This is a genomic window from Pseudomonas sp. GW821-FHT04C07 (assembly GCF_059420325.1).
In genome coordinates this window covers 304,945-321,129 of sequence record NZ_JBWKTM010000004.1, presented here as the reverse complement: position 1 = coordinate 321,129, position 16,185 = coordinate 304,945, and the positions used below count along the sequence as shown (strand labels likewise).

Below are 16,185 nucleotides of genomic sequence, written 5' to 3'. Positions count from 1 at the left end.
TTTGTGACGCAGAGCGTCACGGGCTGCATTCCCACGCGGAGCGTGGGAACGATCATCAAAAGCGCGCGACCCCAAAACTATTGGGTTGTAGATGACGCACTTGCGCTTCGTGGCAAATATCCAACAAGTAACCCAACAAAATTCGTGTATCCCGTGGATCGATAAGGCCGTCGTCCCACAAGTTGGCGCTGCCGTACAGCGCGGTGGACTGGCTGTCGAGTTTCTGCGCGGCGGCCTGTTCGAGCATGTCGAGCATCTTCGGGTCGGTGATCGAGCCATCCTTGACCTGCCTGGCTTCGGTGACGATGCGCAGCACCTTGCCGGCCTGGGCGCCGCCCATCACTGCGGTACGGCTGTTAGGCCAGGCAAAGATGAAGCGCGGGTCCAGGCCGCGGCCACACATCGCGTAATTGCCGGCGCCGTAGGAGCCGCCGACGACGATGGTCAGTTTAGCTACGCGGGCATTGGCCACTGCCTGGATCATCTTCGCGCCGTGTTTGATCACGCCGTGTTGTTCTGACTCGGTGCCGACCATGAATCCTGTGGTGTTGTGGAAGAACAGCAGCGGCGTCTGGCTCTGATCGCAGAGTTGAATAAACTGCGCGGCCTTGCTCGCACCTTTAGGCGTGATTGGGCCGTTGTTGCCGATAAAACCGCAGGGTCGGCCCTGGATCTGCACGTGTCCGCAAATGGTTTGGTGATCGAATTCACCCTTGAACTCCAGAAAGCTCGAACCGTCCGCCACCCGGGCGATGATCTCCCGAACGTCGTAGGGTTTTTTCGGATCGTCGGGGATCAAGCCGAGTAACTCATCGATCGGGTACAGCGGCTCGGCCCAGGTCCTGGCCGACTGCCCAGGCAACTGCGCATTCCACGCCAGCAGGCTGACAATCTCACGGGCGATGCGCAGACCGTCGGCATCGCTCTCGGCCAGGTACTCGGCGGTGCCGGCGATTTGCGCGTGCATCTGGGCGCCACCCAGTTCTTCGTCGGTGGCCACTTCGCCGGTGGCCGCCTTGAGCAGCGGGGGGCCTGCGAGAAACAGCTTGGCCTTGCCGCGCACCACCACCACGTAGTCCGACAGCCCTGGTTGATAAGCGCCGCCAGCTGTCGCCGAGCCGTGCACCACCGTGATCTGTGGCAGGCCCATGGCCGACATCCGCGCCTGGTTGGCAAAGCTGCGGGCGCCCTCGACGAAAATCTCCGCTGCGTAATTAAGGTTGGCACCGCCGCTTTCCGCCAGCGTCACGATCGGCAGTTTGTTTTCCATCGCAACCTGCTGCAGACGCAGGGACTTTTTCAGACCGCTGGGGGAGATGGTCCCGCCCTTGATCGCGCTGTTGTTGACGACCACCAACACCCGCACCCCGGCTACATAACCAATCCCGGCGATCAGTCCGCCACCGGCCTGGCTGCCGTCCTTGTCGTCGTGCAACTTGTAACCGGCCAGGCTCGCCAGTTCGAGAAACGGCGCGCCGGGGTCAAGCAGCAGGTTCAGACGTTCGCGGGGTAACAGTTGCCCGCGTTTGTCGAACTTCGGTTTGGCCTCGGCTGCCTTGGCCAACAGGTTTTGCTCCAGCTGGCGAACCTGGGCGACACCGACCAGCATCGCCTCGCGGTTCTGCGCGAACTGCGCGCTGTGCGGGTCGAGCCGAGATTGAATCACCGGCATGGGTTATTCCTTATCCTTGAGCACTTCCGGCAAATGAGAACGGTGAAATCCATTGAAGGATTCACTGTTTTTCGCCTTGTGTATTGGCCATGCACGTCCGCCGAGGCTGGCCGCACCGTCGATGCGTAATGTGCTGCCGCTGATGAAGGCCGCCGCCGGACTGAGCAGGAAGACAATCGCCGCGCTGACCTCCGACTCTGTGCCGATGCGCTTGAGCGGCACATGTTCGCGCAAGGTCGGAATCACTGCTCTGTATGCGCCTTCATAGGTGTCCATACTGCTTGAGGCGACCCAGCCCGGTGCCACGGCATTGACCCGCACCCCGGCATAACCCCACTCAAAGGCGGCGGTCTTGGTCAGGTTGTCCATGCCTGAACGCGCGGCCCCGGAGTGGCCCATGCCGGGCATGCCGCCCCACATGTCGGCGATCATATTGACGATGGCGCCTCCGTGTTGGCTCATGGACTGATTGAACACTTCCCGGGCCATCAGAAAACCGCCCACCAGATTGGTCCGCAGTATGGTTTCGAAGCCCTTCTGATTGATCGATGCCAGCGGTGACGGGTACTGGCCGCCGGCATTGTTGACCAGCCCGTGAATCGGTCCGTGCTTGCTGATAAGTTGCCTGATCAGAATGGTGACCGCGTCTTCGTCACGGATATCGCAGGTCTGGTAACTGGCTTTACCGCCGTCTTCGAGAATTTCCGCCGCGACGGTTTTCAGCTTGTCTGCCTTGCGTCCGACCAACAGTACAAGAGCGCCAAGGGCTGCCAGTTCGTGGGCGGTGCAACGGCCGATACCGCTACCGCCGCCGGTGACAATGATGGTTTGTCCGGCGAACAAATCGGGTTTGAAAATGGAGTCATAGGCCATGGCGACAGTCCTCTAGTTGACAAGGTCCGCGATGTTCTGCGGCACCGGAATCTGGATTTCCAGCAGTTGCTGGGCGAAGGCCTTGCCTTGCGGATCGATCCGCAAGCTGGCGACACCGCCGCCGCCGAGGGCGTTTTCCAGTAAAAAATTCAGGCTGTGAGTCCCTGGTAAATACCAGCGCTCGACACGTCCGTGTACCGGGTCGAGGACGTGACTCATCCAGTCGACGATCACTTCCGGGGTCAGCGCTTCGGCGATCCAGGGCAGGTATTCCTGCTTGCGCGCCATAACCCCGATATTGCTGTGATTGCCCTTGTCGCCGGAGCGTGCGACCGCCAGCTTGACCAACGCCACGCTGGCGTCGGCGCGACCCTCGGCTTTGGGGGGCTCGAAGGGGACGGGGAGGTCGGCAAAGTCGAGGTGGGCGAGCTCAGGCAGGGCGCCGACATGATGTTGCCCGGATACCTTGATTTTGAGCTCGCAGGCGGATTTGTCGATCAGGAACGAGAACAGCCGGATCAGCGGATACACCGTTGGCCGCCCGCCGACTATCCCGGTCAACCCCGGCGCCATGCCGGTGGCGGCCTGGGCGATCTCTCGCGAGAACAGGATCAGTGCCTGTTTACTCGGATGACGCACCGCCAGTTTGATCACCACTTCTCGACTGTCCTGGCGTTGGCCATGAGGACCGTAGGTTGCCTCGCTGCCTAGCAGTTCGATATTTACTTCACTGTAAGGTGCCCACCCGCGCTGGCTGAACATTTCCGAGGTTTTGTCGATGATCGCCTGGCTGACCCGCCGCGCCTTGGCGACCGCATCGATCCCGGCAATCAGGCAACTGGCGGTACAGCGAAAGCCATCCGGATACGTGGCGCTGACTTTGTACTGGTCGGTGGGCGGCAAGCCTTTTGCGCCGTGAACCTGCACGACGTTTTTGCCTTGTTGCTGGAGTTTGACCTGGGTGAAATCGCAGACCACATCGGGCAACAGATAGGCTCGTGGGTCACCGATTTCGTAGAGCAATTGTTCGCCTACAGTCAGCGGCGTGACCAGCCCGCCGGAGCCTTCGGGTTTGCTGACGATGAACTGGCTGTTGGCGCTGACTTCGACGATAGGGAAGCCGATGTGCTCGTAGTCCGGTACATCGCGCCAGTCGGTGAAGTTGCCGCCGGTGCAGTGGGCGCCGCATTCGATGATATGCCCGGCCAGTGCGGCTTGGGCCAACTTGTCGTAGTCCAGCCAGGACCAGCCGAACTCATGCACCAGCGCAGCGCTGACCACGGCGCTGTCGACCACCCGCCCGGTGATGACGATATCCGCCCCCAGACGTAACGCTTCGACAATACCCGGAGCGCCGAGATAGGCATTGGTCGAGACGCACATCGAAGGCAATGGTGCACCATTGAACATTTCATGAATACCGCGACTGCTCAGCTGTTTGAACTGCGGTTGCAGGTCGTCACCGAGCAGTACGGCAATCTTCAGTTGGACTCCGGCTTTATCGCAGGCCGTTTGCAAGGCTGCGGCGCAGGCGCACGGATTGATCCCGCCGGCATTACTGATGACGCGGATATTTTGCCGGGAAATGTCTGCCAGTAACGGGCTGAGGACTTCGACGAAATCGGTGGCGTAACCGGCCTGGGGATCTTTCATTCGCGCTGCGGCCAATAGCGACATGGTGATTTCAGCCAAATAGTCGAACACCAGATAGTCCAGGCGGCCACCTTCCACCAACTGCCCGGCGGCGCTAGAAGTGTCGCCCCAGAACGCGCTGGCGCAACCGATGCGAACCGTTTTACTCATGGCAGCCTCCGACAGAAGTGAATCGAGACTACCAAGCAAGCGCTTGGTTTGTAAATGCCGAGACTATCTTCTCCCCAAGCGCTTGCTTGGTGTTCCTCGCCAGCTTAAATTGCCCGCGCAACCTCCGATTTACCGGTTTGGCAGCACACTTGATTAAAGCGAATTCAGGAGAGAACGCGTGGACGAGCAAAAAGCCCTGCTGGTAATGCGCGAGCTGGTCGACAGCGGTCAACTGACCGACCCGGACAGTGCCCGCGGCAAACTGCTGCAAATGGCCGCTCACCTGTTTCGCAACAAGGGCTATGAGCGCACCACCGTGCGTGATCTGGCCAGTGCCGTGGGCATTCAGTCCGGAAGTATTTTTCATCACTTCAAGAGCAAGGATGAGATTCTGCGCGCGGTCATGGAGGAAACCATCCGCTACAACACCGCGTTGATGAGCGCGGCGCTGGCTGAGGCGTCCGGCGTGCGCGAGCGGGTGCTGGCGCTGATCCGTTGTGAACTGCAATCGATCATGGGCGGCAGCGGCGAGGCCATGGCGGTGCTGGTGTATGAGTGGCGCTCGTTGTCCGAAGAAGGCCAGGCTCAGGTGCTGGCGCTGCGCGATATCTATGAGCAGATCTGGCTGCAAGTGTTGGGTGAGGCCAAGGATGCCGGCTATATCAGGGGCGATGTCTTTATCACCCGGCGCTTCTTGACCGGAGCTTTGTCCTGGACCACCACCTGGTTTCGCGCCGAGGGCACCATGAGCCTCGATCAATTGGCGGATGAGGCGCTGATTCTGGTGCTTGAAGACCATCAGCGGCTTTAACGCAACTAATTTAATTACGCTGCACAACATTGTCTAAGTGGGCGAAACCGCCTAGCTTGGTTGTATTAATTGTATTTGCAGAGGTGTGTTGCCTTGATGTCCTCGCCAATGCGGAAGGCTTCGCGGATGTTACTGGTGGCGCTCGGTGCGCTTTTCGTTCTGCCGACCTGGGCTGCGGACCCGCTCGAGGTCAAGGTGGGTGCCGCGCATTTTCCACCGTACACCGTCCGCCCGGAGAAGGGCGACGATACAGGCTTGCTGCCGCAATTGGTGGAGGCCCTGAACAAACTGCAAAGTGACTATCGATTCTCTCTGGTGCCCACTTCGGTTCCTCGACGTTTCGCTGACTTCAAAGAAGGCCGGACCGATATGGCGATTTTCGAGAACCCGGACTGGGGCTGGAAGGATATCGCTCATACCAGCGTCGACATGGGCCTGGAAGACGCCGAGGTTTTTGTCGCACAACGCGAACCCGATCGTCAGCAGAACTATTTCACCGATTTGAAGGGCAAGCGCCTGGCACTGTTCAGCGCTTATCACTACGCCTTTGCCAACTTCAATGCCGATCCCAAGTTCCTCGCCGACAACTACAACGCCACGCTGACCTACTCCCATGACAGCAATCTGCTGATGGTGCTTCGCGGCAGGGCGGACATTGCGCTGGTGACTCGTTCATATTTGAGCGACTACCTGCTGCGCAATAAAAAGGTGGCGGATCAGTTGCTGGTCTCCGAGCGTATTGATCAGGTTTATCACCACTACGCGCTGATTCGTCCGACGGCGCCGATTTCCGGTGAGGCGTTCGGCAAGCTGCTTCAGCGTCTGCGGGAAAACGGCGAGATGCTGAAGATTTTCGATCCGTACAAGATCGCCGTCCTGCCAGTGCCGAAAACCTGAAATAGAGTCTCAAACCCGCTTTTTGGCTTGCATCTGTCCCGTCCCGAATAAGGTTCAGGGGGGCGAGAAGTGTTGAAGTGAAGGCGTTCTGTGGCGAGGGCAAGCCTCTTCGCCACAGCTAACCTCTTGGCAATCAATGTCGGGTAAACGTATCGCTACGGCGGCCCGAAACCTTGCGGCAATGCACCAGGGCATCGCGAATCATGAAGTTCACCAGGGTTGGCGAGACGCCAAGATCCTTGGCGATGTCCTTTTGCGGCACGCCGTGCAGGCGATACATTTCAAAGGCATAGCGGGTACGGTCAGGGAGTTCGGTCAGCGCGACAGCGATGTTTTCCAGCGTTGAAAAATTGATGTGCGATGTTTCTGGTGAAGCGCCGTGAATGACCACATTCAAGCCTTCCTCTTCTGTACCCGAGTACCTCTGCTCCAGAGCCTGCTTGCGGTAGTGATCAATCGCCAGGTTGCGCACGATCTGGAACAGATAGCTGAGCCGGGCCTTGAATGACGATGTGATCTGCGGTGCCGACTGCAGTCGGAAAAACGCGTCCTGCACTACGTCTTCAGCGCGCGATCGGCAGCCAGTTATACGGGCCGCGATCTTGACCAGGATCAGACGGTTATCGACGAATGCCTGAAGTAACGGTGAATCGCACTTGCCTGTGGATACTTTTTCCGTCATGGAAATCACCTTGCTGCGAAGAAGTTAATGGGCGGCCAGGGGTCAGAGCTGCCCTACACATCGAGTGACAAACTAAGTTTAATGATAATGATTGTCAAATGACAGGTAGAATTAATAACCGTCTGTGCAGCGTGGGGCGGGGCTTGCTGACGGGCATTGGCCCGAGGCTTTTGTCGGGGGATGAGGACTAATTATTGCCAGCTGGATTCAGGCTGGCTTCAAGGCACGCTATGACGCGCTTCGTGAACGAGGCAAGAGCGCGGAAGTCGCGCTCATCACCTGTATGCGGGTACTGCTGATCAGGTGTGTGGGAGGGGCGGGGCGACGTTCGCTTGCTCACGATAGCGCCCGCTCAGGCGATGACTATTTTGATCTGTATTTCATTTAGGCCCAAGAATCTTCAGCAGCTTGTCCGGCGACGGCGCTCCTTGTTGCTGTTGCAATTCGCCCTTGTCGTCCATGTAAAAAATCGCCGGCGTTGCAGACAGCTCAAGATCTTCCATCAATTGCATGTTGGCGGCGAGCTTGGCCTGGATTGCAGCAGGGACGGTAGTCAGCGGTTTCAGCGCACTCTCTTTGCCGGCTTTCTCGTGGTCTTCCAGGGCTTTGCGCGGGTCTTTACTGGCCAACAGGGCGGCGGATTTTCCCGGGCTGTCTTCGCGGATGATGCCAACCATGATGTGTCGCAGCTGGACCTTGCCGGCTTTCACCCAAGGCCTGGCCTGTTCCCAGAACATGTTGCAGTAAGGGCAGTTCGGGTCGCTGAACAGGTAGACGATGCGCGGTGCATCCTTGCTGCCGTCGGCGATCCAGTTGCTGGCTTCCATCCTGGCCCAGACTTCTTTGGCCATCGGCGCGTAGACCAGCTTTTGCAGCGGCGCCAGGCTCAAGTCTTTGCCGTCGGCGTCGTACAGATTGCCGACCACCACATGCTTGCCATCCGGGGTCAGGTACAACGCCATGCCACGGTTCTGGTATTGCGCGGCATAACCACGCAAGCCATCGGGGGCGTCGAAGCTGCCGATGATCTTTGCGCCTTTTTCTTCGATCTTGCGGATTGCTGCCGGCAGCTCCTCGGCCTGAAGCAGCGGGATTTGCAGCAGGGCTGCGCCCAGCGTCAGGGTCAGCAGGTTGCGGATGCGGGGCATGGCAGTTTCCTTGAGGGGGTGGCCTGCGTGGCCGAGGTCAAATTCGGGGTATCAAAACTTTCCAGCGCGCGAGCCAGGCTGGCTTCCGACAACTCGCCCAAATGGCTAGCGAGCAGGCGACCGTCGGCGCTGTAGAACAGCGTCGTCGGCAACGCCATGGAGCCAACGGCCTGGCCTAGTCGGCCGCCGCCATCGAACAGTACGTTAGTCAGGCTCAGGCCTTGGGTCGCCAGGAAGGTGCTGACGCTTTGTATGCTTTCCGCCTGGTTGACGAACAGAAAGGTCAGGTCCGGGCGTTGCTGCTGTGCGCGCTCCAGCACCGGCATTTCCCGTCGGCAGGGCGGGCACCAGGTGGCCCAAAGGTTGATCACCAATGGCCCACCGTGATAGTCGGTGAGTTGCACGGTTGCCCCAGCGGCATTGCGCAGGGCGACGTCGGGCAACCGGGTGCCTTGCTCGTAGAGGCTCAGGGACAGGCTTGCCAGCAGCCAGAACAGCAGGCCGGTGCCGACACTTGCGCCCAGTGGACGCCGAAGTGCTGGCCGTCGCCAGCACCAAGCCACTGCGCTGAGCAGCAGGACGATAACGCCAGGCCAGGCCAGGAAACCACCGTCGCGAAGATCGATGATCTGCCACGGGTCATCGCGGTAGTGGGTCCAGTAGACGAGAACAAACCCCACCCGGGCCGCCAACATCCCCAACAGAAACAGGCTGAACAGCACTGACTCGGGATTTTCACCACCACGCCTGGCGACTCGCCAACCGACCAGCATGGCCAGTGCCAGGGCACTGATCAGCAGCAGGTGATTGAGCGCGATAGCAAAAGTGCCGATAGTAAAAGTCAGCATCAACGGGTATCCCGGGTGATATTCCAGCGTTGCACAAAGCCAGCGGCATCGACTTCGCCAGTAATGCGCTGGCTGCGGCGTTCTTCGCCATCCGGGCCGATCCATAACAGGCTCGGTGGCCCCGGCACTTTATAACGGCTGAGCAGTTCGCGGCTGGCGGCGGTGTCGGCGGTGACGTCCAGGCGCAGTAGACGGACATCTTTCAGCGCTTGCAACACATGAGTCTTGGCAAATACCTGTTTTTCCATGATTTTGCACGACACACACCAGTCCGCGTAGTAATCGAGCAACACCCATTGGCCTTGCGCCTTGGCGGTGTTCAGTTCGTCTTGCAGGGCTGCGGGATTTTTGACGGTGATAAAGGCCTCATGTGGCGTCAGACCGGCGACACTGACAGAACGCGAAGGGCTATAGACCTGCAACGGTTTCCACAGGTCTTCGCTGCCGCCAGCGGCACCGATCAACAATACGCTGCCCCACAGCCCAAACAGCACCGAACTTGCGCCAAACACATGGGCTGCGCGGCCGTAGCCGCCGGTTTGCCGCCAGCCGGCATAGGCCATGACCAGCAACAACGCGCCCCACAAACCGATCCACAGCGACTCATCGAGCACCGGGCGAATCATCAGGATGGCGGTGCCAAGAAACAGGAAGCCGAAGATGCCCTTGAGCAGGTTCATCCAGGTTCCGGGCTTGGGCAGGAAGCGATTGCCGACGGTGACCAGCAGCAACAGTGGCACACCGATGCCCATGCCCATGGCGAACAGGATCAACCCGCCATGCAGCGCATTGCCGCTCTGGGCGATGTACAGCAAGGCACCGGCCAGTGGCGCGGTCATGCACGGCCCCACCAGCAGCCCGGACAAGGCACCCAGCACCCCGGCACCGACCAGGCTGCCACCGCGGCGCGTGCGCCCGACGTTCTCCAGACGATCACGCACCGCAACAGGCAATTGCAGTTCAAAGAAACCGAACATCGGCAAGGACAGCAGCACGAACACCGCGGCGAAACCGCCCAGCAACCACGGTTGCTGCAACAGCGCCGGCAGGTTTGCGCCAAGCATCGCTGCGAGAACACCCATCGCGGCGTACACCAGCGCCATGCTGACCACGTAACTGCCGGCAAGGGCAAAACCGCGTTTGGGACTGGCGCCACTGCCGACAATCAAACCGGCGAGAATCGGCAACATTGGCAGAGAACACGGGGTGAACGCCAGCAGCAGGCCCAGGCCGACGAACACCAGCAAACTCCAGCCCAGCGCCCGTTGTTGCAGGCCGCTGGCAAGCGCTTGATCCGCTGCTTGCGTAGTGTTTGCCAGCGTCGTGCTGTTACCCAGATCGACGATCCCGGTTTGCGGCGGATAACACAAGCCGGCATCGGCGCAGCCCTGAAAACCGACCTTGATCTGGCCACTGGCTCTGGCCGGGATCCGCAGTTCCAGGCCCTGGCGATAGACCTGTTGTTCGCCGAAGAACTCATCGCTGTGGGCTTCGCCCTCAGGCATCGGCGGCTTTTGCGCGTCGGGTAGACCATCGAACTTCATGCGTTGCCGGTACAGGTAATAGCCGTCGGCAATTTGCCAAAAAAGTTGGGTTTCACCCGAAGCAAGTTTTTCAGAGGTGAATACGAAGGCTTTTCCAACTGGCAGAAAATCGGGTTTGGTCTCGAACGGATTCGGTCCCGCTTGAGCCAGGCCCGAGATAAGCATAAAAAAGAAAACAAACAATCGACGCATGAAATAAAGCCTTGGATCGGTGCAGTTGATGAGCACAATGGATGTTGGCGATTAACCGGTGATTAACCCGTCTATCGTCGGGCTGTAGGACTGTTCCTGATGCTTGCCGGGCTCAGGGCATAATGTCCGCTTAATCCGGTACCGTCTTAATCAGCGCTTTTCTACAGGTCTCACCATGCACGTACTTGTCTGTGAAGATGATGAACTGATCGCCAGCGGTATTGTCGCCGGTCTCACGGCCCAGGGCCTGACGGTAGAACACGTCGCCACGGCGTCAGCTGCCCGGGCAATGCTGAAGGTAGCCGAGTTCGACGTCATGGTGCTTGACCTCGGCTTGCCGGACGAGGACGGCCTGAGGCTGTTGCAGCAGTTGCGCCATCAAGGGCTGGAGCTGCCGGTGCTGATCCTGACCGCACGCGACTCGGTGACTGACCGCGTCGACGGTTTACAGGCTGGCGCCGATGACTACCTGCTCAAACCGTTCGATCTGCGTGAGCTGGCCGCTCGCCTGCACACTCTGCTGCGTCGGGTGGCCGGGCGCAGCGTCAATCTGATCGAACATGGGCGCCTGACTTACAATCCCAGCAGCCGGGAGACCTTTCTGGCCGGCCAGCCGGTGGACCTGTCGCGGCGTGAACAATCGCTGTTGCAGGCGTTATTGCACAATCGTGGTCGGGTACTGTCCAGCGAGCAGTTGAAAGACAGCGTCTACGGCTTCAACGATGAATTGGAAAGCAACGCCCTTAACGTGCATATCCACCACCTGCGGCGCAAACTCGGCAATGGTATCGTCGAAACGGTACGCGGTCTGGGCTATCGCCTTGGGCCGGCGGACGGCGAGGAGCAATAGCCGTGATGAGTTTGCGTTTGCGCTTGAGCCTGACCCTCGGGGTAGCCTTCGCCCTGATCTGGGCCCTGGCTGCCGCCTGGATGCTCAGTGATCTGCGCAATCAGATGATGTTTTCCCTCGATCAGCGTCTGGTGGCCTCGGCACGTATGGTCGCCGGGCTGCTGGAACAACTGCCGGCGTTGCCGAGCAAAGGCGAGGGCACGCATTTCAGTGCTGAACAACTTAATATCCCTGGGGGCATGGCCTGCCAGGTCAGCTCTTTGCGCGGCGAAATTCTCGCCCGCAGCCACAGTACCCCGGACCAAAAGCTGGAAGCCGAGAAGATGGGTTTCCATGACCAGATGATCGACGGCGCACGCTGGCGCAGTTTCACCCTGGCCAGAGGCGACTTGCGTATCACCACTGCGGACCGCCAGGTCGAGCGAGAGGCACTGAACCTCTCGGTGCTGCTGGCGGCGTCGGTACCAGTGGGCGTGGCGTTGATGGGCTGCCTGTGCCTGCTCTGGCTGGGCATCGGTCAGGGCCTGGCGCCGCTGAACCGCATGCGCGATGCCTTGATGCGGCGCAGTGCCGACTCCCTCGAACCCTTGCAGATCCAGCCGTTGCCCAGCGAGCTGCAACCCTTGCTCGATACCCAGAATCAGCTGTTGAAGCGGATCGGCAAAACCATCGAACGCGAGCGTCGCCTGACCGGCGATGCTGCCCACGAACTGCGCAGCCCGCTGACGGCGATCAAGACCCACCTGCAAGTGGCAAGAATGACCGAAGGCGCAGCACGGGAGCAGTCTTTGGTGCGGGCCGAAGAAGGTGCTGACCGTTTGCATCGAACCCTTGAGCAACTGTTGCTGCTGGCTCGGGTCGAAGGCCGCCTGTCGTTCGATGACGGGGTGCAGTGCAACGCCGAGCAGGTGGCGCGTCTGGCCATTCAGGATGCGGCCAGTGGCGATCGCCAGCGCATCCAGTTGCGTTTGCCGGATGATTTTTCTTCGGCACCGGTCCAAATGCCGTCCGTGCTGTCGATTGCCGCTTTGCGCAACCTGTTGGACAACGCTCTGCGGCACACCCCGGGCGATACTTCGGTCGAGCTGACGCTGGAAACCATCGGCAATCGCGTGCGTTTCCAGGTGCGCGACCATGGCCCGGGTATTGCGCAAGGAGACCTGCAACACCTGACCCAAAGGTTCTGGCGCAATAGCAAGAGCACCGGTTGCGGTCTTGGCCTTGCGATTGTTCAGGCGATTGTTCAGCGCTGCGGCTGCGTCCTGCATTTCGACAGCCGACCCGACGGCCTGCGGGTCGAACTGACCATGCCATTGCAGCCTGTTTAAGTGACACTGGCCTGTGTGGCTGATTCTGTTAGTCATTGATCTGTGCAGTACAGGGATCGCCTACCCGGATTACAGCTCCAGCTGATCTGCCTTGATCCCGAATGCCTGGGCAATTTTCTCCCGCGTGGCCCGGCGTGGTTTGTTCACTGCTTCCTGTTGCGCAAACGCCGGCTGTGAAATCCCCATGCGTTTTGCAACTTCTTCCTGGGTGAGGTTCAAGTGTTCACGCCAGGCGCGGATCGGGGTGGCGCCATCGACAATGCGGCTGACCACTTCGTGCGGGATCAGATCGGCTTCGACTTGTTGAGCCTTGTATTGCTCATAGGGAATGACGACAAAGGCCGGTTTACCGTCCGGGCCGTTGATGATTTGTACGTCAGTAGGTGCGTTCGTCACGTTTTTTTACCTCTTGAATGCTGACGACCTGGATCATGCCGTCCCAGTCGAAAAGGACTCTGTAATTGCCCACTCGCTGACGGTATCCACGAGCGTGATTCGCTAGCGCCTTGACGTTGGTCACGTCGGGCATGCGTTTTAGCTCGGTGACAGCATCGCGGATGTGAACCTGGTGCTGGGTATGCAACCTCAGCAACTGCTTCACGGCTTTTCTGGTCCAGTTGATTTGATTCATGGGATGGTAATAAGTCTTTTATAAGGTTTGCAATGGGTTTTTATTTTTCTATAAGTGATCGGAACGAAAACGCTTGGCTTTCGCTGCACTCATGACAAACCCTAGGCGACTCCCGAAACTCGGCCGTCTCAAACTGTTGCTGCATGTGGACCGGGCTCGCTATCCTGCTGAGCCCGTTAATCGATCAACACACCGGCCGTACCTGAGCCGCCCCTGGGATGTATTTTGCTAACGGATCAGATGCGATGAATGCACAGTTGGATGAGTTCGGCCCGATCAAGGCCGTGATTTTCGATATGGACGGTTTGTTGCTGGACACCGAGGGGATCTACACCGAGGTCACGCAGATCATTGCCGACCGTTATGGCCGGACCTTCGACTGGAGCATCAAGCAAAACATCATCGGCCGTGGGGCAGGTGATCTGGCGCGGTATGTTGTCGAGGCGCTGGACTTGCCGATCACCGCCGAGGAGTTTCTGCGGGTGCGCGAGCCGTTGATGCGTGAGCGTTTTCCGCGTGCATTGGCGATGCCGGGCGCGCAGGAGCTGGTCCGACATTTGAAAGCCAATAACGTCCCGATTGCGGTGGGGACCAGCTCTTCGCGGCAATCTTTTGGACAGAAAACCACGTTGCACGGCGACTGGTTCGCGCTGTTCGACACCATCGTCACGGCGGACGATCCGCAAGTGGGCGCCGCCAAGCCGGCACCGGACATCTTCCTGACGGCTGCGCAACGGTTGGGGGTTGCACCGAAGGATTGCCTGGTGTTCGAAGATTCGCCATTTGGTGTCACGGCAGCAAAAGCTGCTGGCATGACGGCGATTGCAGTACCTGATGCGGCGATGGCGGACGCAAAGTTTGCCCATGCAGATGGGATTATTCGAACCTTGAAGGCGTTTCAGCCGGGGGCGTGTGGGTTGCCGGTGCTCGAATGGGCATGAGTTCTCGGTAGCCGCAGCCTGCGGCAGCGGCTACCGAAGAGCCGGTAACATCTACATGGCAAAACGCCGGGCAACGTTACTACCGTTGCCCGGCGTTTTTTATGGCCGCGAATCAGGCGCCGAAGCCGCCGTCGATGGTCAGGCTGGCACCGGTGATGTAGCCGGCTTCCGGACTTGCCAGGTAGGCAACGAAGCTGGCGATTTCCTCGACCTTGCCGTAACGACCTACCGCCATCAGCGGGATCAGGCTATCGGCGAAATCACCGTGAGCGGGGTTCATGTCGGTGTCGACCGGGCCGGGCTGCACGTTGTTGATGGTGATACCCCGTGGGCCAAGGTCGCGGGCCAGGCCTTTGACCAGGCCGACCAGTGCAGCTTTGCTCATGGCATACGGGCCACCACCGGCGAAGGGCATGCGATCAGCGTTGGTACTGCCAATGTTGATGATGCGACCGCCTTCGGTCATGTGTCTGGCGGCTTCCTGAGTGGCGATGAACACGCTGCGCACGTTGATGGCCAGGGTTTGATCGAAGTCTTCCAGTTTGAAGTCCTCCAGCGGCGCGATAGCCAGCACGCCGGCATTGTTGACCAGGATGTCCAGCCTGCCGAAGGTTTCGACGGTACTGTTGACGGCGTTGCGGATGGCGACGGCGTCGGCGCTGTCAGCCTTGATGGCCAGGGCTTTGCCACCGGTGGAGGTGATGCTGTTCTGTAATTCTTCAGCCTTGGCAGCCGAGCTGACATAGGTGAAGGCAACGGCTGCGCCTTGAGCCGCCAGGCGTTTGACGATGGCGGCACCGATGCCGCGAGAGCCGCCCTGGATCAGGGCTACTTTACCGCTGAGGTTTTGAGTGGTCATGTCGTTCTCCAAAAGTTCAAGGCGGGCTGCCTTGTTGTTGGAGTCGAGTATCGACCTCGGATTACCGGCTGAGTAGAGGGTGATTACTATAGTCTGTGTAAACCAAAAGTTTATAGTGGCGACCATGGAAACCTTCAGCAGTATCGAATGCTTCGTCCGTAGCGCAGAGGTCGGCAGCTTTGCCGAGGCTGCGCGGCGCTTGAGTCTGACCCCGGCTGCGGTGGGTAAAAGTGTCGCCAAGCTCGAGGCCCGGCTCGGTGTGCGATTGTTTCAGCGCAGTACCCGCAACCTGACTTTGACCGAGGCCGGCCAGCTGTTCCTCGGTGAGGTCAGTACCAGTCTTCAGACCATTCAAAACGCCGTGGCTAATCTGGCCAGCGCGCAAGGACGCCCGGCGGGGACACTGAAAGTCAGCATGGGCACGGCGTTCGGGCGGTTGTACATCGTGCCGTTGCTGGGGGAGTTTCTACGGCGCTTTCCGGCGATCAACCCGGACTGGCATTTTGATAACCGCCAGGTCGACCTGATCGGCCAAGGTTTCGATGCTGCGATTGGCGGTGGCTTTGAACTGCCGCAAGGGGTGGTAGCGCGCAAACTGACGCCGGCCCATAGGGTGCTGGTGGCCTCCGAGGATTATCTGAAGCGGCGCGAGGCGATTGTCGAACCAGATGACTTGCGCCATTGCGACGGAATTCTGATTCGCTCACCGCAAACCGGGCGCGTGCGCTCTTGGCAACTGACCAGTCGCACCCGGCAACACAGCCCATTGGCGCTTGCGGCGCGGATGACCATGAGCGATTCAGAAGCCGCCTGCGTCAGTGCCACGCAGGGATTGGGTATCGCCTTGGTCAGCCTGCCGTTCGCCGTGAACTACTTGAGCGCGGGTACCTTGCAGCGGGTGTTGCCAGATTGGTATGTCGACGACGGCAATATTTCGATCTATTACGCCGAGCATAAGTTGTTGCCGGGCAAGACCCGGGCGTTTGTCGACTTCATCATCGAGCAGTTTGCCGAGCAGCAATTGGCGCAACGGTTCAGTGCGCTATGAGTTTGGCAATGAACCGAGGTGCTGCCATCGCGGGCAAGCCTCGCTCCTACGCAAATGC

The 16,185-nt window shown here is 59.5% G+C and carries 16 protein-coding genes; 6 read left to right on the top strand and 10 right to left on the bottom strand.

Annotated features, from left to right (window positions below; genetic code table 11):
* Window positions 1-55: 55 nt before the first annotated feature.
* From atuC to AC07UI_RS10475, 3 genes are read right to left on the bottom strand one after another with little or no spacing between them, the layout of a single operon-like run.
* Window positions 56-1,672 carry a geranyl-CoA carboxylase subunit beta gene (gene atuC, locus AC07UI_RS10485; protein ID WP_494992424.1) on the bottom strand — a complete coding sequence of 539 codons (1,617 nt, stop codon included), beginning with the start codon at window positions 1,670-1,672 and terminating at the stop codon, window positions 56-58.
* A gap of 3 nt (window positions 1,673-1,675) precedes the next feature.
* Window positions 1,676-2,545 carry an SDR family oxidoreductase gene (locus AC07UI_RS10480; RefSeq protein ID WP_494992423.1) on the bottom strand — a complete coding sequence of 290 codons (870 nt, stop codon included), beginning with the start codon at window positions 2,543-2,545 and terminating at the stop codon, window positions 1,676-1,678.
* A 12-nt stretch (window positions 2,546-2,557) separates the two neighbouring features.
* Window positions 2,558-4,348: an acyclic terpene utilization AtuA family protein gene (locus AC07UI_RS10475; protein ID WP_494992422.1), complete on the bottom strand. Its 1,791-nt coding sequence runs from the start codon at window positions 4,346-4,348 to the stop codon at window positions 2,558-2,560.
* Between the two features lie 178 nt (window positions 4,349-4,526).
* On the opposite strand from AC07UI_RS10475, the gene AC07UI_RS10470 reads away from it, so the two are divergent.
* Window positions 4,527-5,159 (top strand): TetR/AcrR family transcriptional regulator, encoded by a 633-nt coding sequence (locus tag AC07UI_RS10470; RefSeq protein WP_494992421.1) that lies wholly within the window; start codon window positions 4,527-4,529, stop codon window positions 5,157-5,159.
* 96 nt (window positions 5,160-5,255) lie between these two features.
* Window positions 5,256-6,056, top strand: coding sequence for a substrate-binding periplasmic protein (locus AC07UI_RS10465; RefSeq protein ID WP_494992420.1), 801 nt, complete (start codon window positions 5,256-5,258; stop codon window positions 6,054-6,056).
* 133 nt (window positions 6,057-6,189) lie between these two features.
* Here the strand turns inward: AC07UI_RS10465 and AC07UI_RS10460 are convergent, their stop codons facing one another.
* The 4 genes from AC07UI_RS10460 to dsbD all read right to left on the bottom strand — a co-directional run bounded on the left by AC07UI_RS10460 (window position 6,190) and on the right by dsbD (window position 10,470).
* Window positions 6,190-6,738 (bottom strand): RNA polymerase factor sigma-70, encoded by a 549-nt coding sequence (locus tag AC07UI_RS10460; RefSeq protein WP_494992419.1) that lies wholly within the window; start codon window positions 6,736-6,738, stop codon window positions 6,190-6,192.
* Between the two features lie 380 nt (window positions 6,739-7,118).
* Entirely contained in the window at window positions 7,119-7,886 is a 768-nt protein-coding gene (gene dsbG, locus AC07UI_RS10455) for a thiol:disulfide interchange protein DsbG (protein WP_494992418.1), read from the bottom strand.
* Window positions 7,862-8,734: a TlpA family protein disulfide reductase gene (locus AC07UI_RS10450; RefSeq protein ID WP_494992417.1), complete on the bottom strand. Its 873-nt coding sequence runs from the start codon at window positions 8,732-8,734 to the stop codon at window positions 7,862-7,864. The genes dsbG and AC07UI_RS10450 overlap by 25 nt, the downstream gene beginning before the upstream one ends.
* Entirely contained in the window at window positions 8,734-10,470 is a 1,737-nt protein-coding gene (dsbD, locus tag AC07UI_RS10445) for a protein-disulfide reductase DsbD (RefSeq protein WP_494992416.1), read from the bottom strand. The genes AC07UI_RS10450 and dsbD overlap by 1 nt, the downstream gene beginning before the upstream one ends.
* Window positions 10,471-10,645: 175 nt before the next feature.
* Between dsbD and AC07UI_RS10440 the strand changes: the two genes are divergently transcribed.
* Both AC07UI_RS10440 and AC07UI_RS10435 read left to right on the top strand, forming a co-directional pair.
* Window positions 10,646-11,320, top strand: a complete 675-nt coding sequence (locus tag AC07UI_RS10440) for a response regulator (RefSeq protein WP_494992415.1) — start codon at window positions 10,646-10,648, stop codon at window positions 11,318-11,320.
* Between the two features lie 2 nt (window positions 11,321-11,322).
* The gene (locus AC07UI_RS10435) at window positions 11,323-12,648 is read left to right on the top strand and encodes an ATP-binding protein (protein WP_494992414.1); all 1,326 of its coding nucleotides are present in this window, start codon (window positions 11,323-11,325) and stop codon (window positions 12,646-12,648) included.
* 69 nt (window positions 12,649-12,717) lie between these two features.
* Here the strand turns inward: AC07UI_RS10435 and AC07UI_RS10430 are convergent, their stop codons facing one another.
* Window positions 12,718-13,044 (bottom strand): helix-turn-helix domain-containing protein, encoded by a 327-nt coding sequence (locus AC07UI_RS10430; RefSeq protein ID WP_494992413.1) that lies wholly within the window; start codon window positions 13,042-13,044, stop codon window positions 12,718-12,720.
* Window positions 13,025-13,279: a type II toxin-antitoxin system RelE family toxin gene (locus tag AC07UI_RS10425; protein WP_494992412.1), complete on the bottom strand. Its 255-nt coding sequence runs from the start codon at window positions 13,277-13,279 to the stop codon at window positions 13,025-13,027. The genes AC07UI_RS10430 and AC07UI_RS10425 overlap by 20 nt, the downstream gene beginning before the upstream one ends.
* Before the next feature lie 245 nt (window positions 13,280-13,524).
* Between AC07UI_RS10425 and AC07UI_RS10420 the strand changes: the two genes are divergently transcribed.
* Window positions 13,525-14,220, top strand: coding sequence for an HAD-IA family hydrolase (locus AC07UI_RS10420; protein WP_494992411.1), 696 nt, complete (start codon window positions 13,525-13,527; stop codon window positions 14,218-14,220).
* A gap of 112 nt (window positions 14,221-14,332) precedes the next feature.
* Here AC07UI_RS10420 and AC07UI_RS10415 read toward each other — a convergent pair whose 3' ends face one another.
* Window positions 14,333-15,079 (bottom strand): 3-oxoacyl-ACP reductase family protein, encoded by a 747-nt coding sequence (locus AC07UI_RS10415; protein ID WP_494992410.1) that lies wholly within the window; start codon window positions 15,077-15,079, stop codon window positions 14,333-14,335.
* 124 nt (window positions 15,080-15,203) lie between these two features.
* Between AC07UI_RS10415 and AC07UI_RS10410 the strand changes: the two genes are divergently transcribed.
* Window positions 15,204-16,127, top strand: coding sequence for a LysR family transcriptional regulator (locus tag AC07UI_RS10410; protein ID WP_494992409.1), 924 nt, complete (start codon window positions 15,204-15,206; stop codon window positions 16,125-16,127).
* The last annotated feature ends 58 nt before the right edge of the window (window positions 16,128-16,185 follow it).